This window comes from Pseudorhodoferax soli (assembly GCF_003337555.1).
Classification (GTDB): Bacteria; Pseudomonadota; Gammaproteobacteria; order Burkholderiales; family Burkholderiaceae_C; genus Pseudorhodoferax; species Pseudorhodoferax soli.
Genome location: NZ_QPJK01000015.1, coordinates 96406 through 115073, shown reverse-complemented (window position 1 = coordinate 115073; position 18668 = coordinate 96406). Strand labels below are relative to the sequence as shown.

At 69.4% G+C, this 18668-nt stretch carries 17 protein-coding genes and 1 pseudogene; 5 read left to right on the top strand and 13 right to left on the bottom strand.

What is annotated here, in order from left to right:
* Window positions 1–3: 3 nt before the first annotated feature.
* Window positions 4–1179 carry a response regulator gene (locus DES41_RS35235; protein WP_114472345.1) on the bottom strand — a complete coding sequence of 392 codons (1176 nt, stop codon included), beginning with the start codon at window positions 1177–1179 and terminating at the stop codon, window positions 4–6.
* A 374-nt stretch (window positions 1180–1553) separates the two neighbouring features.
* Between DES41_RS35235 and DES41_RS35230 the strand changes: the two genes are divergently transcribed.
* From DES41_RS35230 to DES41_RS35210, 5 genes are all read left to right on the top strand, one after another.
* Complete coding sequence (locus DES41_RS35230) at window positions 1554–2450, top strand: SPFH domain-containing protein (protein ID WP_114472344.1); 897 nt, start codon at window positions 1554–1556, stop codon at window positions 2448–2450.
* A 26-nt stretch (window positions 2451–2476) separates the two neighbouring features.
* Window positions 2477–2665, top strand: a complete 189-nt coding sequence (locus DES41_RS35225; RefSeq protein ID WP_114472343.1) for a type II toxin-antitoxin system antitoxin — start codon at window positions 2477–2479, stop codon at window positions 2663–2665.
* Window positions 2666–2842: 177 nt separating this feature from the next.
* Window positions 2843–5089: a catalase/peroxidase HPI gene (gene katG, locus DES41_RS35220; protein ID WP_114472342.1), complete on the top strand. Its 2247-nt coding sequence runs from the start codon at window positions 2843–2845 to the stop codon at window positions 5087–5089.
* 96 nt (window positions 5090–5185) lie between these two features.
* Complete coding sequence (locus tag DES41_RS35215) at window positions 5186–5452, top strand: BrnT family toxin (protein ID WP_114472382.1); 267 nt, start codon at window positions 5186–5188, stop codon at window positions 5450–5452.
* Complete coding sequence (locus tag DES41_RS35210) at window positions 5445–5711, top strand: BrnA antitoxin family protein (protein WP_114472341.1); 267 nt, start codon at window positions 5445–5447, stop codon at window positions 5709–5711. The genes DES41_RS35215 and DES41_RS35210 overlap by 8 nt, the downstream gene beginning before the upstream one ends.
* Window positions 5712–5888: 177 nt before the next feature.
* Here the strand turns inward: DES41_RS35210 and DES41_RS35205 are convergent, their stop codons facing one another.
* The 12 genes and pseudogenes from DES41_RS35205 to DES41_RS35155 form a co-directional block, all read right to left on the bottom strand.
* A complete protein-coding gene (locus DES41_RS35205; protein ID WP_114472340.1) occupies window positions 5889–6266 on the bottom strand; it encodes a VOC family protein in 378 nt (125 codons plus the stop codon).
* An 11-nt stretch (window positions 6267–6277) separates the two neighbouring features.
* A complete protein-coding gene (locus tag DES41_RS35200) occupies window positions 6278–7738 on the bottom strand; it encodes an SRPBCC family protein (protein ID WP_114472339.1) in 1461 nt (486 codons plus the stop codon).
* Window positions 7738–8172, bottom strand: coding sequence for an SRPBCC family protein (locus DES41_RS35195; RefSeq protein WP_114472338.1), 435 nt, complete (start codon window positions 8170–8172; stop codon window positions 7738–7740). Before DES41_RS35195 ends, DES41_RS35200 begins: the two co-directional genes overlap by 1 nt.
* Window positions 8169–9869, bottom strand: coding sequence for a flotillin family protein (locus tag DES41_RS35190; RefSeq protein ID WP_114472337.1), 1701 nt, complete (start codon window positions 9867–9869; stop codon window positions 8169–8171). The genes DES41_RS35195 and DES41_RS35190 overlap by 4 nt, the downstream gene beginning before the upstream one ends.
* Window positions 9866–10696 (bottom strand): phosphoenolpyruvate hydrolase family protein, encoded by an 831-nt coding sequence (locus DES41_RS35185; RefSeq protein ID WP_114472336.1) that lies wholly within the window; start codon window positions 10694–10696, stop codon window positions 9866–9868. Before DES41_RS35185 ends, DES41_RS35190 begins: the two co-directional genes overlap by 4 nt.
* Window positions 10674–11933, bottom strand: a complete 1260-nt coding sequence (locus tag DES41_RS38955; protein WP_245966029.1) for a Tm-1-like ATP-binding domain-containing protein — start codon at window positions 11931–11933, stop codon at window positions 10674–10676. Before DES41_RS38955 ends, DES41_RS35185 begins: the two co-directional genes overlap by 23 nt.
* A 483-nt stretch (window positions 11934–12416) precedes the next feature.
* Window positions 12417–12887: pseudogene (locus DES41_RS39715) on the bottom strand (ABC transporter ATP-binding protein); the annotation flags it as partial.
* Window positions 12887–13693 carry an ABC transporter ATP-binding protein gene (locus DES41_RS35175; RefSeq protein WP_114472334.1) on the bottom strand — a complete coding sequence of 269 codons (807 nt, stop codon included), beginning with the start codon at window positions 13691–13693 and terminating at the stop codon, window positions 12887–12889. The gene DES41_RS35175 and the pseudogene DES41_RS39715, both read right to left, overlap by 1 nt.
* Before the next feature lie 14 nt (window positions 13694–13707).
* A complete protein-coding gene (locus DES41_RS35170; protein WP_114472333.1) occupies window positions 13708–14937 on the bottom strand; it encodes an ABC transporter substrate-binding protein in 1230 nt (409 codons plus the stop codon).
* Between the two features lie 2 nt (window positions 14938–14939).
* Window positions 14940–16055 (bottom strand): branched-chain amino acid ABC transporter permease, encoded by a 1116-nt coding sequence (locus tag DES41_RS35165; protein WP_211333152.1) that lies wholly within the window; start codon window positions 16053–16055, stop codon window positions 14940–14942.
* Window positions 16056–16427: 372 nt separating this feature from the next.
* Window positions 16428–17375 (bottom strand): branched-chain amino acid ABC transporter permease, encoded by a 948-nt coding sequence (locus DES41_RS35160; protein ID WP_114472331.1) that lies wholly within the window; start codon window positions 17373–17375, stop codon window positions 16428–16430.
* Window positions 17372–18661 (bottom strand): metal-dependent hydrolase family protein, encoded by a 1290-nt coding sequence (locus tag DES41_RS35155; RefSeq protein ID WP_114472330.1) that lies wholly within the window; start codon window positions 18659–18661, stop codon window positions 17372–17374. Before DES41_RS35155 ends, DES41_RS35160 begins: the two co-directional genes overlap by 4 nt.
* Window positions 18662–18668 lie beyond the last annotated feature (7 nt).

The window sequence follows — 18668 nt, the reverse complement described above, 5'->3', positions numbered from 1 at the left end:
GGCTCACGCCGGGCCGGCGACGTCGCCAGCGGCCAGCGCGTGGCTGCGCGCCTTCTCGGCCAGGTCTGCATCGCTGTCGGCGAACTGCTGCGCAATGCGTTGGAACTCGGGCAGCAGCAGCAGGAAGGCATCCAGGATGTCGGGGTCGAAGTGGCTGCCGCGGCCTTGCCGCATGATGTCCACGGCCTTGTCGTGCGGCATGCCTTCCTTGTAGACGCGGCGGCTGATCAGCGCGTCGTACACGTCGGCCACCGCCATGATGCGTGCCGACAGCGGGATGGCGTCGCCCGCCAGACCCTGGGGATAACCGCTGCCGTCCCACTTCTCCTGGTGGCCGTAGGCGATCTCCTTGGCATATTGGAGAAACTCCACCGGCATGCCGAGCTGGTCCTCCGCCTGCTGGATGGCGTCGCGGCCCAGCGTGGTGTGGGTCTTCATGATCTCGAACTCATGGGGCTCGAAACGCCCGGGCTTCAGCAGGATGCGGTCGGGGATGCCGACCTTGCCGATGTCGTGCAGCGGGGCCGACTTGTAGAGCATGTCGACGATGTGCTCGTCCAGCACGCTGCGGAACCGGGGATGCTGCTGCAATGCGCCGGCGAGTGTGCGGACATAGTGCTGCGTGCGCCGGATGTGGTTGCCGGTTTCGTTGTCGCGGGTTTCGGCGAGCGAAGCCATGGCCAGGATCGTCACGTCTTGGATGGCGGCCAGTTCGCGCGTGCGGCGCTGCACCTCGGTGTCCAGGAACTGGTTCTGGTTGCGCAGGAAGTCGGCGCCGGCCTTGGCCTGCAGCTGCGTGGCCACGCGTGCCAGCACGACGGCTGGATTGATCGGCTTGGTGATGAAGTCTGCGGCCCCCAGCGCGAGACCCTGGGTTTCGTTGTCCGCGCCCACCATCGCCGTCAGGAAGATGATGGGGATGTGGCGTGTTGCAGGCGCCTCCTTGAGCTGCCGGCACACCTCGTGGCCCGACATGCCCGGCATCATCACGTCCAGCAGGATCAGGTCGGGCGCGGTGTCGGCCTGGATGAGATGCAGGGCCTTCTCGCCGGAGTTGGCGAGCTTCACGCGGTACTTGGGCTTCAGCAGGCCGGACAGCAACCACAGGTTGTCGGATGAATCGTCGACGGCCAAGACCGTCGGACGCTCGTCGAGGCCCGGGTCGGAAGCATGGTCCAAGATGCCCTCACTTCTGTGTTTTCTTGGGCGGAACTATGTTGTAACTGTCTGGAGTTGGCAAGCATCGGGCGTTCCGCGTGCACCGGGCGCCACACAAGTCCCCGCGGTGGCGCCTGGAGGCAGCGGCCACCGGGCCAGCGCCGCCCGTGCCGCAAGGTGCTCGGTCTGGCCGCCCTGGCCCATGGGCTGCGTTCAGCATGCGCATCGGGTGGCGGGCACATGGCGGCGCCAACGCACCCGTGGTGCTGGGCTGTCAGGCCAGAGTGGAGGCGGCGATGCAGGCCAGCGGCATCGCGCACGGGCCGGTTGTGGCGCGCGCTTGACGGCCCATGGCCGAGATACTAAAGTGATATCACTTTCTCTCGGAGACGACCATGACCGCACCGGCTGCCGCCCCGCCCCGCGCCGCACTCGACGAAACCCGCTACCGCTCGCGGGATGGGTACGTGATGGTGGCGATCAGCGTGCTGCTGTTCGTGGCGGCAGGCCTCATCGTGGCGCGCCAGTGGGCGCCACCGGCGCTGGCGGGTCTGCTGGCCGTGGCCGGCGCGGCGCTGGTGCCCGGGCTCTACATGCTGCAGCCCAACGAGGCCAAAGTGCTCACGCTGTTCGGCCGTTACGTCGGCACCGACCGCACAGATGGCCTGCGCTGGACCAACCCGTTCCAGAGCGGCACCAAGATCTCGCTGCGCGCACGCAACCTGAACACCTCCACGATGAAGGTCAACGACAAGCGCGGCAACCCGGTGGAGATCGGCGCCGCGGTGGTCTGGCGGGTGCGGGACACGGCGCGCGCCGTGTTCGAGATCGACGACTACACCAAGTTCGTCAGCATCCAGGCCGAGGCGGCCATCCGCCACCTGGCCACGCTCTACGCCTACGACAGCGGCGAAGACCTGGCGCCGGAGGAAACCACGCTGCGCGCCGGCCTGGACGCGGTGGCCGACGCCCTGCGCGACGACCTGAACCTGCGCTTCGCCAGTGCCGGCGTGGAGGTGCTCGATGCCCGGCTCACGCACCTGGCCTACGCGCCCGAGATCGCCCAGGTGATGCTGCGCCGCCAGCAGGCCACGGCCATCGTCAGCGCGCGGCACCAGATCGTGGCCGGTGCGGTGGGCATGGTCGAGGCGGCGCTGAACGGACTGTCCGAGCGCAACCTGCTGACGCTGGACGACGAGCGCAAGGCCGCCATGGTGTCGAACCTGCTGGTGGTGCTGTGCTCTGACAACGACACGCAGCCCGTCATCAACACCGGCACGCTCTACACCTGAGCGGCGGCGCCGCTGCAGGCACCCCGATGGCGAGCCCCGACAAGAAGGCTTTCGCGCTGCGCATCGATCCTGCCCTGTGGGAGGAGGTGGAGCGCCTGGCCGCGCAGGAGCTGCGCAGTGTCAACGCGCAGGTGGAATTCCTGCTGCGCGAGGCGCTGGCGCGGCGCGGCCGCCTCCCGGCGCCGGTGGGCGCGAAGAAGGCTGCGCGCAAGTAGGGCATCGCCTGCGCAGCCGGCAGGCCCGGCGGCGCACGCTGGAATCCTCCAAGGCTGGGCAGGGCTCGGCGAAGCCACTGGCGCGGCTATCGCGCCGATCGAAAACAGGTATCACCGGTGCCACGCTTCGGCGCCAGAATGGCCGGCCTCTTCCCGACAACAGCACCAGGAGCCCCGATGAGCCAAGACCAAGCCCCCGCGAAATGCCCGTTCAGCCAGGCGAGCAGCGCCGGGCGCACCAACCGCGACTGGTGGCCCAAGCAGCTGCGCGTCGATCTGCTGCACCAGCACTCCTCCAAGTCCGACCCGATGGGCGCGGGCTTCGACTACGCCGCCGAGTTCAAGACGCTGGACCTGGCCGCCGTCAAGGCCGACCTGGCCGCGTTGATGACCTATTCGCAGGACTGGTGGCCGGCCGACTTCGGCCACTACGGCGGCCTGTTCATCCGCATGGCCTGGCACAGCGCCGGCACCTACCGCATCGGCGATGGGCGCGGCGGTGCCGGCCGCGGCCAGCAGCGCTTCGCGCCGCTCAACAGCTGGCCCGACAACGTGAGCCTGGACAAGGCGCGCCGCCTGCTGTGGCCGATCAAGCAGAAGTACGGCCGCAAGATCTCGTGGGCCGATCTGATGATCCTGACCGGCAACGTGGCACTGGAGACCATGGGCTTCAAGACCTTCGGCTACGCCGGCGGCCGGCCCGACGTGTGGGAACCCGACCAGGACGTCTACTGGGGCCGTGAAGACAAGTGGCTGGGCGGCGACGTGCGCTACACCCAGGGCTCGCCCGGCGTGGACAAGGACCGCGGCGTGCTCGTGAAGGACGACGACAGCAAGACGCCGCACACGCGCGACCTGGAGAACCCGCTGGCCGCCGTGCAGATGGGCCTGATCTACGTGAACCCCGAGGGCCCGGACGGCAACCCCGACCCGGTGGCCGCGGCGCGCGACATCCGCGACACCTTCGGTCGCATGGCCATGGACGACGAAGAAACCGTGGCGCTGATCGCTGGCGGCCACACCTTCGGCAAGACGCATGGTGCCGCCGCTGCATCGCATGTGGCCGACGAGCCCGAAGGCGCGGGCATCGAGTCTCAGGGCTTCGGCTGGAAGAACAGCCATGGCACCGGCGCCGGTGCCGACGCCATCACCAGCGGCCTGGAAGTCACCTGGACCACCACGCCCACGCAGTGGAGCAACAACTTCTTCGAGAACCTGTTCGGCTTCGAATGGGAACTCACGAAGAGCCCGGCCGGCGCGCACCAGTGGGTGGCCAAGGACGCCGCCGAGATCATCCCGCATGCCTTCGACAAGACCAAGAAGCAGCGGCCCACCATGCTGACGACCGACCTGTCGCTGCGCTTCGACCCGGCGTATGAGGCGATCTCGCGCCGCTTCCTGGCCCACCCGGACCAGTTCGCCGACGCCTTCGCGCGGGCCTGGTTCAAGCTCACGCACCGCGACATGGGCCCGCGCGCCCGCTATCTGGGCCCCGAAGTGCCGGCCGAAGTGATGGTCTGGCAAGACCCGGTGCCTGCGGTCGACCACCCGCTGGTCGACGCGCAGGATGTGGTGGGGCTGAAGTCCAAGCTGCTGGCCTCGGGCCTCACGGTGGCGCAGCTGGTGTCCACGGCCTGGGCTTCGGCCTCCACCTACCGCGGCTCGGACATGCGCGGCGGTGCCAACGGCGCCCGCATCCGCCTGGCGCCGCAGAAGGACTGGGCCGTGAACCAGCCCGCGCAGCTGGCCCAGGTGCTGGCGAAGCTGGAGAGCATCCGCACCGACTTCCAGGCCGGTGGCAAGAAGATTTCGCTGGCCGACCTGATCGTGCTGGCCGGCGCCGCCGGTGTCGAGAAGGCGGCCCGCGATGCGGGCCACGCGGTGGAGGTGCCGTTCACGCCGGGCCGTACCGATGCCACGCAGGAGCAGACCGATGTGGCCAGCTTCGAGCCGCTGGAGCCGGTGGCCGATGGCTTCCGCAACTACGTGAAGGCCCGCTACAGCGTGCCGGCCGAGGTGCTCCTCGTCGACCGCGCCCAGCTGCTGACGCTGACGGCGCCCGAGCTGACGGTGCTGGTGGGCGGGCTGCGGGTGCTCGGCGCGAACGTGGACGATGCCCAGCATGGCGTGTTCACCGACAAGCCGAGCCAGTTGACCAACGACTTCTTCGTCAACCTGCTCGACATGGGCACCGTGTGGACCGAGTCCGCCGGCGGCGCGCAGCCGCTGTACGAAGGCCGCGACCGCAAGACGGGGGCAGCGAAGTGGACGGCCACGCGCGCCGACCTGGTGTTCGGCTCGAACGCCCAGCTGCGCGCGACGGCCGAGGTCTATGCCGCCGCAGACGCGCAACCGAAGTTCGTGGCGGACTTCGTGCAGGCCTGGGCCAAGGTGATGGAGCTGGACCGGTTCGACCTGGTGTGAGTCCAAAGGGCGCGCCGAAGCCAGGCAGCTTTCGGCGCCGCCTTCGTCCCGGTGGGCTCGCTTGAATATATGCATTCAATATGCATAATGCCGGTGATGGACATCGAGTTCGACCCGGCCAAGGCGCGGTCCAACCTGCACAAGCACGGCGTCAGCTTTGCGCATGCAGAGCAGGCGCTGCACGATGCCAATGCGCTGACGATCGAAGACCCTGACGTGCCAGGCGAGCAGCGCTTCGTGACGCTGGGCATGGACGATGCCGGCCGGGTCCTGGTGGTGATCCACACACAGCGCGGCGACCGGCTACGGTTGATCTCTGCGCGCAAGGCCAGTCGTGGCGAAGCGGAGCAATACCATGCGTGACGAATACGATTTCAGCAAGGCCAGGCGCGGCGCGGCGCTCGCGTCGCCGGGCAAGACCCGGATCACGATCATGCTGGACGACGACGTGATCTCGTTCTTCCGCGCACAGGCCGAACAGCAGGGCACCGGATACCAGACCATGGTCAACGCGGCCTTGCGTGCGGCCATGGCGCCGGCCAAAGCCGAGAAGCCGGATGCCAAGCCGGTCACCGCGGCAACGCTGCGCAGGATCCTGCGCGAAGAGCTGCGCGCCGGCTGATCGTCTGGCTGCCGCGGGGTGTCAGAACCTGACCCTTGTCGTCAGCGTCACCGCCCGCTCCAGCCCGTAGGCCTCGTGGGCGCAGCCGCAGTTCTCCTTCTGGCCGGTCAGTTCCTCGCATATCAAAGCATTCTTTAATTTGCGTCTGGGCTATCAAAGAAAACTTGCATTGAAGGCTTACGGCTCCTCCGCCTTGTCGAAATCCAGCTCCACCTTCGCCCCGTTCGGATCGTGGCAGAACAGCTGCCACAGCGCCCCGGCCTGGCGCCGCAGGTCGTACTTCCAGCCCGCCGCGTCGAAGCGCGCCTTGACCTCCCTGAGCCCCTTGGCCGTGAACGCCATGTGGTCGATCACGCCCGCGCGCTGGGCCGGCACGGGTCGGTCGAAGTAGACGTGCAGGATGGCGTGTTTGGTGTCCTCGCCGTACAGCCACGCGCCGGGGAACCCCAGGTCGGGCCGGAAGCCCTCCTTCAGCCCCACCATGCCGGTGTAGAAATCCATGGTGGCCTGCGGGTCCTCCGCGATCACGGTGAAGTGGTTCATGCCGAGGATCATGCAAAGCTCCCTTAGGGGATCAGGACAAGTGCGCCGCTGCGCTCGCGCGATTCCAGACGCTCGTGCGCCTGGGCCGCGCTCTCCAGCGTGAAGCGCTCGATGGTGGGCGTCTTGATGCTGCCATCGGCCAGTGCCGCCCACAGGCGAGCAGCGCGGCGCCCCAGTGCCTGGGGCTCCGCCACATAGGCGAACACGATGGGGCGCGAGAACGTGGCGGACTTGGCCAGCAGCGCATCCGGGTCCAGCGGCGCCAGCGGGCCGCTGGCCTGGCCCAGGCTGATCCAGTGGCCGCAGGGGGCCAGCGCGGCCAGGTTCTCCTGCTGGGCTTGCTTGCCCAGGCCGTCGACGATCACGTCGGCGCCGCCCAGGGCCTGCGCCGCATCGGCGAATCGGTAGTCCGCCGTCACGAGCACCTGCGCGCAGCCATGCGCACGTGCAATGCGCGCCTTGGCCTCGGTCGAGACGGTGCCGATGACCTGCGCGCCCAGGCGGCTGGCCCATTGGCACAGCACCTGGCCCAGCGCCCCGGCCGCTGCATGCACCAGCCAGCGCGCGCCGGGTCGCACGGGGGCCACATCGTGCAGCAGCGCGTCGGCGGTCAGACCCTTGAGCAGCAAGGCGGCCGCCACCTCGTCGTCCACCGCGGGCGGCAGTCGCACCAGCCACTGCGCGGGCACGTTGCGCACGCCGGTGTAGGCGCCCGGCTGCGGGCACAGGTAGGCCACGCGTTCGTCGGGCAGGAAGCCGTGCACGCCCTCGCCGCAATTCAGCACGCTGCCGGCGGCTTCCATGCCGGGCGTGCCGCCGGGCGCGAGCATGGCCGGGATCTGCCCGCGGCGCTGGTACACGTCGATGAAGTTCAGGCCGATGGCGCGCTGGCGGATGCGCACTTCGCCCGGCGCGGGCGGCGGCGCCTCGGTGTCCTCCATGCGCAACTGCGCCGCGTCGCCGTAGCCTTGCAGCCGCACGCGCCGCGTGGGCAGCGCGATGGCCACCGGCATGGCGGCCTGGCCCGGCGCACGCAGGTCGCCGCCGCGCTGCAGGTGCCGGCGCAGGTTGGCGAAGCCGGCCTCGTACACGCCCTGCGCCACCATGTCGCGCAACTCATGCTCGCGGCCAGGCGGCGTGGCGAAGGTCGATTCCCAATGCCAGAAGGTGCGGTTGCCATCGGTCACGGGCTTGAGCGTGACGGTGGCCGCATAGCGCAGCAGCGGCACCGTGGCCTCGACGATGCAGTAGGTGCTCTTGTACTGGCGGTCGTCCAGCGTCAGCAGCTGCTCGCGGATGCGGTTGCCGTCCTTGAGCGAGAAGCTGCGCACGCAGCCGACCTGGTCGCTGCGCTCGCCGCCCTCGATGCGGCTTTCGGCGACCACGTCGTGCCACTGGTCGTGGCTGTTGAAGTCGCGCAGCACGGCCCAGACGCGCGCGATGGGCGCGTCGATCACCGTCGAGCGGACGACTTTCTGCAGCATCAACGGTATAGACGCTTGAGCGCGTCGAAGCCCGCCTGGAACACGCCGTCCGCAATCGTGCGCGTCAGCTCCTGCTCGCGCCCTTCGTCGCAATCGAACTCGGCGCTCCACTCGGCGAAGCAGCGGTTGCCATCGGTCACCGGCGTGAGCTTGAGCGTGGCCACGTAGTGCTCCACGCCCATGGGGCTTTCCAGGATCTCGTAAGTCTGCGCGAAGTCGAAGTCGGACAGAGCCAGCAGACGCTCGCGGATGGTGCCGCCGTCGCGCGTGTGGAAGTGGCGGATGCAGCCCACGCGGTCGCTCGGCTCGCCGTTCTCGATGCGGCAGTCGGCGATGCCCGGGTGCCACTGCGGCAGGCCGTTGAAGTCGCGGATGCGGGCCCAGACGTTGTCGGCGCCGGCCTCGATCACGCTGGAGACGTACAGGCGGATCATGACGCTTCGGATTTCTGCTGCGCCGGTGGCAGCGCCACGTTGGCACCCGAGGCACTGCCGGCCAGGCGTTGGATGTCACCGCCCTCCAGTCCGATCTCGCGCAGCAGCTGGTCCACCAGCGGCGCCTGCGCGCGGAAGCGCAGCGCGGAGTTCACCACGCCATCGGCGAAGCCGCCGCCACTGCCGCTGCCATCCCCGCCGCTGCCGCCACCACCACCCAGCCCGTCCACGTGCAGGATCTTGATGCCCTCGATGCGCTCCATCGGCCGCACCGATTCGCGGATGATGCCCTCGGCCTTCTCCACCAGCCGCATGCGCAGCGCCGAGGTGCGGGCCTCGGGCGAGAGCACGTTCTGCGCCTCGTTCATCCAGCGTTGGGCTTCGGCCTCGATCTCGGCGCGCACGCGGATGGCCAGCGAGCGGATGCGGTCGGCGTCGGCATCGGCCTCGGCCTGCGCACGGATGGCGGCGCCGCGGTCGGCGCTGGCCGTCATCTCGGCGTGGGCCGCCGTGGTCAGCTGCAAGGCCTCGCGCTCGGCCGCCTGCGCGGCGCCGATCAGGTCGATGGCCTTCTTGCGCTCGGCCATCTCCACCTCGCGGGCGGTGAACACCTTCTCTTCTGCCGCCACCGCCAGCGCACGCGCAACCTCGGCCCCGGCCTGCGCGTTCGACAGCGCCTCGCTCTCGCGCGCCACCGCAATCGCGCGCTGCTGCTCGGCCAGTTCCAGCGACTGCCGGCGTTCGATCTCGGCCGCCTGCAGCGTGCGCTCCTTGCTGATGCGCTCCTGCTCCAGGCTCTGCTCGCTGCGGATGCGCGCCATGTCGATGGCCTGCTTGGCGGTGATCTGCGCGCCCTCGGCGTTCTGATCGCTCTGCGCGCGTTCGCTGGTGAGTTCGGCGCGCTGCCGGGCGCGGGCGACTTCCACCTCGCGCTGCTGGTGCAGCCGCGCGTGCTCGGCCTCGCGGTCGATGTCCAGGCTCAGCTTCTCGGCCTCCAGGTTCTTGTTGCGGATGGCGATCAGCGTGTCCTGCTCCACATCGTTGCGCTGCTTCTTGCGGCGCTCGATCTGCTCGGTCAGGCGCGTCAGGCCCTCGGCGTCGAAGGCGTTGCTGGGGTTGAAGTACTCCATCGCCGTCTGGTCCAGCTGCGTCAGCGAGGCGGCTTCCAGCTCCAGGCCGTTCATGGTCAGGTCGCCGGCCACGGCTTCGCGCACGCGCTTCACGTAGGCACCGCGCTTCTCGTGCAGCTCCTCCATGCTCATCTCGGCCGCGGCAGTGCGCAGCGCGTCGACGAACTTGCCTTCGACCAGTTCCTTGAGTTGCTCGGGCTCCATGGTGCGCAGGCCCAGCGTCTGCGCGGCGGCGGCCACGGCCTGCGGCTCGGCCGCCACGCGCACGTAGAACTCGGCGATCACGTCCACGCGCATGCGGTCCTTGGTGATGAGCGCCTTGTCGCGGCCGCGGCTGACCTCCAGGCGCAGCGTGTTCATGTTCACCGGGATCACGTCGTGCACGATGGGCAGCACGAAGGCGCCGCCATCGAGCACCACCTTCTGCCCGCCCAGGCCGGTGCGCACGAAGGCGCGCTCCTTGCTGCTGCGCAGGTACAGCCAGTGCAGCAGCCAGACCGCGATGGCCACGACGATGACGACCACGATCAGGCCGAGGATGAAGCTGCCGAATTCAGCGCCGGTCATAGAACGATCTCCGTGAAGCGTCGGGTGGTTTCTGTCAAAGCAATTTCGGTGGGCAGCCGCTCCATCGAGCTGGCGCCGTAGAAGCCGTGCAGTTCAGGGCATTGGCCGAGGATCCAGCGCGCGTCCTCGGGCGTGGCGATGGGGCCGCCGTGGCACAGCACCAGTTGGTCCGGGTTCACCGCCTTGGCGGCGGCGGCCCAGGCCTTGATGGGCGCTACGCAATCGGACAGTTGCATCGCGGTCTCGGCACCGATGGCCCCGCCGGTGGTCAGGCCCAGGTGGCAGACGATGATGTCGGCGCCCGCCTGGGCCATGGCGCGTGCTTCTTCCTCGCGGAACACGTAGGGCGTGGTCAGCAGGTCCATGGCGCGCGCGCGGGCCACCAGCTCCACCTCCAGCCCGTAGCCCATGCCGGTCTCTTCCAGGTTGGCGCGGAAGGTCCCGTCGATCAGGCCCACCGTCGGAAAGTTCTGGATGCCCGAAAAGCCCAGGTCGATCAGCCGGCGCAGGAACTGGTCGGGGATCATGAACGGGTCGGTGCCGTTCACGCCGGCCAGCACCGGCGTGTGCTTCACCACCGGCAGCACCTCGCGTGCCATCTCGCAGACGATCTCGTTGGCGTTGCCGTAGGCCAGCAGGCCCGCCAGCGAGCCGCGCCCGGCCATGCGGTAGCGGCCCGAGTTGTAGATCACGATCAGGTCGATGCCGCCGGCCTCCTCGCACTTGGCCGACAGGCCGGTGCCGGCGCCGCCGCCGATCAGCGGCCGGCCTGCGGCGATCTTGGCGCGGAAGCGCCGCAGCAGTTCATCTCTGGCGATGCGTGGCATGGGTGCGTTCCTCGTTGCGGGCCGTGATCTGGCGCCAGGCGGCGACCAGCGCATCGGCGAAGGCCTCGTCGTTGATGTGGTGCGGCAGCCGCACGAGCTGGTGGTCGCTGCTGGTGCGGAACTGCTGGGCCAGCGTGTCGAACAGCGCGCGGTCGGCCTCGGGGTCGTGGAAGGGCTGGCCGGGTTTGTCGATGGCGGAGACACCGCCCTCGGGGATCAGCAGCCGCACCGGCCCACGCATGGCGTTGCACTTGGCCGCCAGGAAGGCGCCGATGGCGCGGCACTCCTCGGCCGTGGTGCGCATCAGCGTCACGCTGGCGTTGTGCTGGTAGAGGCGGCGTGCGCGGAAGCGCTCGGGCACCGTGTCGCGTGCGCCGAAGTTCACCATGTCCAGCGCGCCGACCGAGCCGACCCAGGGCAGGCCGTGGCGCGCGAACACGTCCAGCCGCGTCGGCCCGGCCGACATGATGCCGCCCACGATCTCGTCGGCGATCTCCGTGGTGGAGACGTCGATGCAGCCGGCCAAGAGGCCCGAATCCGCCAGCTTTTCCATGCTCTGGCCGCCGGTGCCGGTGGCGTGGAACACCAGGCAGTCGTAGGCCTCCTCCAACTGCTTGGTGACCATCTGCACGCAGGGCGTGGTCACGCCGAACATGGTCAGGCCCAGCGCGGGCTTGCGCGCCTCGCTCTCCGGCATCGGGTGCGTCACCATGCCGGCCAGCGCATGCGCGGCGTTGGCCAGCACGCGCTCGCTGATGCGGTTGATGCCTTGCACATCGGTGACCGAATACATCATGCAGATGTCGCTCGGGCCCACATAGGGCCGCACGTCGCCGCTGGCCACGGTGCTGACCATCATCTTGGGCACGCCCACCGGCAGCGCGCGCATGGCCGGCGTGGCGAGCGCCGTGCCGCCCGAGCCGCCGGCCGAGATCAGGCCACCGAGGTCGCGCCGCGTGAGCACGTAGCGTTCGAAGGCGAGCGCCATCGCCGTCACGGCGGTGCCGCGGTCGCCGCTGAACACGGCGGATTCGCCCTGCGGGTGGTGCCGCGCCACCTCGCGCGGATGCACGCTGGCGGGCGATGGCTTGCCGCTGGTGGCCAGGTCGACGGTGACGACGCGCAGGCCCAGCTTCTCCAGGCACTGGCGCAGGTAGGCCAGCTCGCGGCCCTTGGTGTCGAAGGTGCCGGCCACGTAGGCGGCACGCTCGCTGCTGGTGGCGACGGGGAACTCCAGCACCTGGGCCGCGCGCTGGACCACCGCTGGCGCGGGGCTGGGCGCTGCGGCCGGCGCCATGCGCGGGATGTCGGTCACCGGGGCGGCGGTGTCGCCGCTGTTCCAGCGGTTGAAGCCGCGCACCGTGCGCGGCAGCAGGGCGTCCAGCGAGGGCGCGCCGTGGCCGTGCATGCGTGCCACGGTGATGACGGTGGCGGGCCGCGCGCTTTCCACCGTCGGCGCCGCTTCGATCTCTTCGTCCGGCCCGGTGCGCACGCCCAGCAGCCGCTCCTGCAGCGCGCGGTCGGCGCCCAGTTCGGCCGCCGGCATCAGCTGCGCGATGCGGCCGTTGACCATCACGCCGATGCGGTCGGCCACCTCGATGGCCACGCCCAGGTTCTGCTCGATCAGCAGCACGCCGATCTTGCCGTCGGCCGCCAGGGCCCGCAGTGCGCGGGCGACCTGCTCGACGATGACCGGGGCGAGGCCCTCGGTCGGCTCGTCCATGACCAGCAGGCGGGGCTCCAGCAACAGCGCGCGGCCGATGGCCAGCATCTGCTGCTCGCCGCCCGACAGCTGTGCGCCGCCGTTGCTTTTGCGTTCGGCCAAGCGCGGGAACATGGCGTAAACCTTGTCCACATCCCGGCGCTTCGGTGCCACGAGCCGCAGCGTCTCGTCCACCGTCAGCGAAGGCCACACGCGCCGCCCCTGCGGCACGTAGGCGATGCCGCGCTTGGTGCGCCGCTCGGGCGGCAGGCTCAGGATCTCTTCGCCCTGCAGCCGTACGCTGCCGGTGGCGCGGCCCACGGGCGGCAGCAGGCCGCAGATGGCGTTGCACAGCGTGGTCTTGCCCATGCCGTTGCGGCCGACGATGCCGAGCACGCCGCACTCCAGTGCCAGGCCGATGCCCTGCAGCGCGTGGGCGCGGCCGTAGTAGACGTCCAGGCCGTCGATGGCCAGAAGTGGCGCATCCATCAGTGTTTGCTTCCCATGTAGATGGCCTGCACCTGGCCGTCGTTCTCGATCTCGGCCGGCGTGCCGGTCTTGAGCACGCGGCCGTTGTGCATCACGGTGACCTTCTCGGTCACGCGCAGCGCGATGTCCAGGTCGTGCTCGATGATCACGAAGCCCATGTGCGACGGCAGCGCGTTGAGCAGCGCTACCAGTTCGCGCCGTTCGGCCGGCGACAGCCCGGCGGCCGGCTCGTCGAACAGGATCAACCGCGGCGCACCAGCCAGCGCCATGCCGATCTCCAGCTGGCGCTGCTGGCCGTGGGCGAGGTCGGCCACCAGCGTGTCGGCGATGTGCGACAGGCGCGCGCGCTCCAGCAGTTCCTCGGTCGCCTGGGCCGAACCATGACCCGGCCCGGCGCGCCGCAGGCTGAAGCGCCCGTTGGCGACGCCGCGCACGGCCAGGAACAGGTTGTCGCGTACGCTGAGCTCGCGAAACAGCAGCGAGGACTGGTAGGTGCGCCGCAGCCCTTTGCGGATGCGCTCGTGGGGCGGCAGCGCCGTGATGTCTTCGCCGAAGAAGCGGATGCGCCCGCTGGTCGGCGGGAAGTCGCCCGTGATGGCGTTGAACAGCGTGGTCTTGCCTGCGCCGTTGCTGCCCAGCACCGCGTAGCGCTGGCCGGCCGCCACCGAAAAGCTCACGTCGTCCACGGCGCGCAGCGCACCGAAGGCGCGCGTGACGCCTTCGAGCGCGAGCGCGTCGCCCGAGGCCAGCGCGCGCGGGGCGGCGCCGGACCGGGTGGCAGGACGCAGCGGGGTGACAGTGGCCATGCGCGCCGGCTCCGTTACGGGCAGTTCGGCACGTCGCGCGTGCCCATCTTGAAGTCTTCCTTCTTCATGCCCAGCAGCTGGTCGATGTTGTCGACCTTCTTGGCCACCTTGGTGGTCAGGTTGCCCTGTGCGTCCTTCACCACCTCGGTCACGAAGGTGGTGCCGATGGCCTGGCGGTTGCCGTCCAGCCGCACGTCGCCGGTGGGGGTCTTGAGCACCATCTTCTGCAGCGCCTCGCGGTACTTGGCCTGGCCGCCCGACAGATCGCCCTTCACCGCATCGAGCCCGTCCAGCGCGGCCTTCATGTTGGTGTAGTACACATAGGCGAACAGGCTGGGGCTGGGGAACGCGCCGGCCGAGACCGGGTAGGTCTTCTGGTAGTCGGCCACAAAGGCCTTCCAGCCGGCGCCGTCGTAGCTGTCGGCCACCGGGCCGGCCGACAGCGTGCCCACCAGCGAATCGCGGCGCTTGCCGCGGTAGTTCAGCACGTCCTGGCTCACGGTGATGGAGCCGCCCAGCATGGGCTTGTCGCCGCCCGAGTTCTCGTACTGCGTGAGGAAGTTCACCGCGTCGGCACCGCCCAGCACCACCAGCAGCGCGTCCACGTCCTTGGGGATGCGCGCGATGACCGAGCTGTAGTCCTTGCCGCCCAGCGGCACCCATGCCTTCACCGGCACCTTGCCGCCCTTGGCGCAGAACTCCGACATGAAGCCCTGCACCTGCGAATAGGGGAACGCATAGTCCTCGGCGATCACCATCACGCGCTTGTAGCCTTTGTCCAGCGCGGCCTGGCCCAGGCCCACCATCCACTGCGCACCCTCGGTGTTGAAGCGGTAGAAGTTGGGGCTGGGGCTGTCCAGCGTGGTGCCCTGCGCGCCCGATGCGCCGTTGATGAAGGTCACCTGCGGCTGGGTCTTGGAGTAGTCCTTCACGGCGATGCCTTCGCCGCCCGACAGCGGGCCGACCATGATCTCCACCTTGTCCTGCTCCACCAGCTTGCGCGTGGCGTTGACGGCCACATCGGGCTTGGCGTCCGAGCTGGCCTTGACGAGCTCGATCTTGCGGCCCGCCACCATGCCACCGCGTTCCTTGACGGCCAGCTCGGCGCCGCGCATGCCGTCGGCCCCGCCGGCCGCGAACGGCCCTTCCAGCGTGGCCAGCAGGCCGATCTTGATGGGCCCGCCCTGGGCCCAGGCACCGGTCACGGCCGCAGTGGCCGCGATGGCCAGCAGAGTTCTTTTCATGTTCACGCTTGTCTCCTTGGGGTTGGCGTTGTCATGGTCTGCCTGGGCGCGAAGCGCGCACGCGCCTTCGCCCACAGTCCGAGCAGGCCGTCGGGGGAACACAGCACGATGGCGAGGAACACGCCGCCGATGACGAGGTTGAAGCGTTCGCGGTCGACCAGGTCGATGGCGAAGGTCTGCAGCAGCACGAACAGCACCGCGCCGATGAACGCGCCGATCGGGTGGCGCATGCCGCCCAGCACCGCGACCACCAGGATGTTGATGAGCCAGCTGGTGCCGACCGAACCCGGGGTCATCAATCCGTTGTACCAGGCCAGCAGGATGCCGCCGACTGCCGCCAGCAGCCCGGCGAATGCATAGGCCGCCACGCGGTGCGCGACCACGTTGTAGCCCAGCGCGGCCATGCGGCGCGGGTTGTCGCGCACGCCCTGCAGCGCCACGCCGAAGGGTGCCCGCACGATCCACTTGACGAGGCCGTAGCCCGCCAGCGCGCAGGCCAGCGCGAGGAAGTAGAACGGCACCGGCTTGCGCCAGTCCACGCCGAACACGTCGGGCGGGTGAAGTTCGCGCAGTCCCTGGAAGCCGTTGAAGATGCTGTAGTTCTGCAGCACCAGGTAGTAGAACGCCACCCCGATGGCCAGCGTGATCATGATGGTGTAGATGCCCTCGGTACGCACCGACAGCCAGCCGATCAGCGCGGCGCAGGCCACCGCGATCAAGAGCGCGAACGGCACCGCCACCCACCAGGGCCAGCCCAGGCTGATGGCCGCGCTGCTGCTGGTGCCCAGCACCGCCACGCCATAGCCGGCAATGCCGGCCACCGTCATCTGCGCCAGCGACACCATGCCGCCGTAGCCGCCCAGGAAGGTCAGCGACAGGGCGATCAGGCCCAGCACCAGGGATTGGGCCACCACCTGGTAGGTGAAGAAGGGCGTGGCGACGAAGGGGAACAGCAGGGCGGCTGCGATCACGATGCCGTGGCGGATGCGGAGCGTGGGCCAGGCGGCGGTGCGGGGCTGCGGCGTGGTGGCGGCGACGGGTGCTGCGCCGGGGCGCGGCCGGGTGATGGGCGCCGTCGGCTGGCGGTTCATGGCGCGGCGCCATTGAGAGGCGCTCATGGCAGGAGCCCCTGACGTGGTGCGTGGGCCGCGGCCACCGGGTGGCCTCTTCCGCGAATGTCCCCCGCCAGGGCCGCAGGCGGCCCAGGCTCCTCCTTGATTTCGCTGCAGAGACCACCCGATGCCCTCGACCCTGGACACGTCGCGTCGTGCGAGCTGGTGCGACGCGACGCTTCATGACCACGCCGATGGTGTGCTCCACGCAGCGAAATAAAGGAGGAGCCCCGGGCCGCCTGCGGCCCTGGGCGGGGGACATTCGCGGAGTGGAGTACACCGTCGACGGGGTCCCGCACCGGCCTTGTACCTCCGCTGTGCATCGCAACGGTTTGCTGAACCGCCAGACCAGGAGGATCAAACACACAAGCGTCCATCTCAAGCCGCCTTCCCCATGATCCCGCGCGGCCGGAACGCCAGCACCAGGATCAGGATCACGAACGTGAACACCACGCTGTAGGTCGGCGCATAGGCGAGCCCGTAGGTCTCGGCCAGCCCCAGGATCACCGCCCCGATGGCCGCGCCCACCACACTGCCCATGCCGCCCACGATCACCACGATGAGCGAGGCCAGCAGCAGCCGGATGTCTTCGCCCGGCACCATGGAGAGTTCCACCGCGCCGATCACGCCGCCGAAGCCCGCGAGGCCTGCGCCCAGCATGAAGGTGATGGCGAACACCAGGTTCACGTTGACGCCCGACGCGGCCAGCATGCCGCGGTCGTCCACGCCGGCGCGGATCATGGCGCCCACACGGGTCTTGTTCAGCAGCCACCACAGGCCGAAACCGATGGCCAGGCCGAAGCCCAGCAGGCTCAGGCGGAAGGCGCCGTAGGCGTTGATCAGCGGCAGGCCGCGGATGGGGCCTTGCAGCCACTCGGGCGCCTCCATCTGGTGCACCTGGCCGGTGAAGACCCACAGCAGCACGTCGGCGATCACGATGGACAGGCCGATGGTCACCAGCGTCTGGCGCAGGTCCTGGCCCTGCATGCGGCGCAGGATCAGCACCTGGATCAACAGGCCGGCCACCGCAGCTGCCGCGAAGCCCGCCGCCAGCGCCAGCAGCCACCAGCCGGTTTTGTCGGCCACCACATAGCCCACGTAGCCGCCCAGCAGGTAGAGCGAGCCGTGCGCCAGGTTCACGTTGCGCATGAGGCCGAACACCAGCGTGAAGCCGCTCGCCACGATGAAGTAGAGCGAGGCCAGCGTCAGCCCGTTCAGCATGGTGACCACGTACAGCCGCGCGTTGTCGAACAGCGCCCAGAGCGAGAACACCAGGATCGGCCCGCCGACCAGCAGCCAGAGCGCCAGACGGGCGCCTTTGCTCATGCCGCACGCTCCCATCTGCGTTCGCTTGCAACCGGCGGCGCCTTCGCGAACACGCCGTCCTTCATCACCGCCAGGATGCGCTTGGGGTCGCGCAGGATGGCGAGGTTGGCCAGCGGGTCGCCATCGACCAGCAAGAGGTCGGCCAGGTAGCCGGGCTTGACGAGCCCCAGGTCGTGCGGCTGCTTCATGACCGGGCCGCCGAACTCGGCCGTGGAGCGGATCGCCTCCATCGGCGTCATGCCCAAATACTTGACGAAGAATTCCAGGTCGCGCGAATTCTGGCAATGCGGGGTGAACGCGAAGCCGTAGTCGCCGCCCGGCAGCACGCGGATGCCGCGCTTGTGCATGGCGCGCAGCGATTCGATGGCGTTGTCCCACTCGTCCTGGTAGCCCATGTCCACCGCCATCTGGTGCGTGATGCCGAAGGGCTCGGCCTCGTGCAGCATGGCGTAGAGGATGGCGATGCCGGGCGCGACGAACACCTCGTTCTTCGCGGCCTCCAGCAGGTCCAGCGTCTCGGTGTCGGTGTAGCTGGCGTGGTAGATCAGCTCGATGCCGTGGCGCAGCGCCTGCTTGACGCTGTCGGCCGAGCGCGCATGGGCCACGCCACGCTTGCCGCGCATCTTGACCTCCTGCATCGCGGCGGCCACCTCGGCATCCGTCATCCAGGTGGTGCCGGCCGGCGACTGCGGTGTGAAGTTGTCGCCCGAGAGGTTGAGCTTGATCGAGTCGACGCCATAGGCCAGGAACCTGCGCACGGCCTTGCGCATGTCGTCGGCGCCGTTCACGTTCACGCCGAAGCTGAATTCGGGGAAGGGCAGGTGCGGCAGCGTCTCGTCGCCCAGGCCGCCGGGCACCGTGATCTCCTGGCTGGCGGCCAGGTAGCGCGGGCCTGGAATCTGGCCCTTGTTGATCGCGTTGCGCGTGACCACGTCCAGCCGCGGCTTGGCGCAGGCCGCGCCCACGCACGATGTGAAGCCCGCCTGCAGATAGCGCCCCGCCACCTTGGCGCACCACAACACGTGTTCTTCGAGCGGCATGGCCTGGATGGCGGCCAGCGTGGCCGCGTCGTTCCAGCTGAAGTGCGTGTGCGCCTCGCACATGCCGGGCATCAGCGTGGCGCCGGCCGCGTCGATGACCTGCACGCCGCTGTTGAAGCCGCCCACGGGCGCCAGGCTGCGGCCGACCTCGCGGATGCGGTTGCCGCTGACGCGCACGCTGCCCTGGTAGGGCGGCTGCGTGCCGCCTTCGAGGATGCGCACGTTGGTGAACAGAACGTCGGCCATGGTGTTC

Bases quoted from the DNA above. Each gene is read 5' to 3' on its own strand.
- DES41_RS35230 (WP_114472344.1), top strand. From the start codon at position 1,554: ATGACCGCACCGGCTGCCGCCCCGCCCCGCGCCGCACTCGACGAAACC.
- DES41_RS35205 (WP_114472340.1), bottom strand. From the start codon at position 6,266: ATGATCCTCGGCATGAACCACTTCACCGTGATCGCGGAGGACCCGCAG.
- DES41_RS35185 (WP_114472336.1), bottom strand. From the start codon at position 10,696: ATGCCACGCATCGCCAGAGATGAACTGCTGCGGCGCTTCCGCGCCAAG.
- DES41_RS35165 (WP_211333152.1), bottom strand. From the start codon at position 16,055: ATGAGCGCCTCTCAATGGCGCCGCGCCATGAACCGCCAGCCGACGGCG.
- DES41_RS35200 (WP_114472339.1), bottom strand. From the start codon at position 7,738: ATGCTGCAGAAAGTCGTCCGCTCGACGGTGATCGACGCGCCCATCGCG.
- DES41_RS35225 (WP_114472343.1), top strand. From the start codon at position 2,477: ATGGCGAGCCCCGACAAGAAGGCTTTCGCGCTGCGCATCGATCCTGCC.
- DES41_RS35215 (WP_114472382.1), top strand. From the start codon at position 5,186: ATGGACATCGAGTTCGACCCGGCCAAGGCGCGGTCCAACCTGCACAAG.
- DES41_RS35175 (WP_114472334.1), bottom strand. From the start codon at position 13,693: ATGGCCACTGTCACCCCGCTGCGTCCTGCCACCCGGTCCGGCGCCGCC.
- DES41_RS35155 (WP_114472330.1), bottom strand. From the start codon at position 18,661: ATGGCCGACGTTCTGTTCACCAACGTGCGCATCCTCGAAGGCGGCACG.
- DES41_RS35170 (WP_114472333.1), bottom strand. From the start codon at position 14,937: ATGAAAAGAACTCTGCTGGCCATCGCGGCCACTGCGGCCGTGACCGGT.
- DES41_RS35195 (WP_114472338.1), bottom strand. From the start codon at position 8,172: ATGATCCGCCTGTACGTCTCCAGCGTGATCGAGGCCGGCGCCGACAAC.
- DES41_RS35160 (WP_114472331.1), bottom strand. From the start codon at position 17,375: ATGAGCAAAGGCGCCCGTCTGGCGCTCTGGCTGCTGGTCGGCGGGCCG.
- katG (WP_114472342.1), top strand. From the start codon at position 2,843: ATGAGCCAAGACCAAGCCCCCGCGAAATGCCCGTTCAGCCAGGCGAGC.
- DES41_RS35210 (WP_114472341.1), top strand. From the start codon at position 5,445: ATGCGTGACGAATACGATTTCAGCAAGGCCAGGCGCGGCGCGGCGCTC.
- DES41_RS35190 (WP_114472337.1), bottom strand. From the start codon at position 9,869: ATGACCGGCGCTGAATTCGGCAGCTTCATCCTCGGCCTGATCGTGGTC.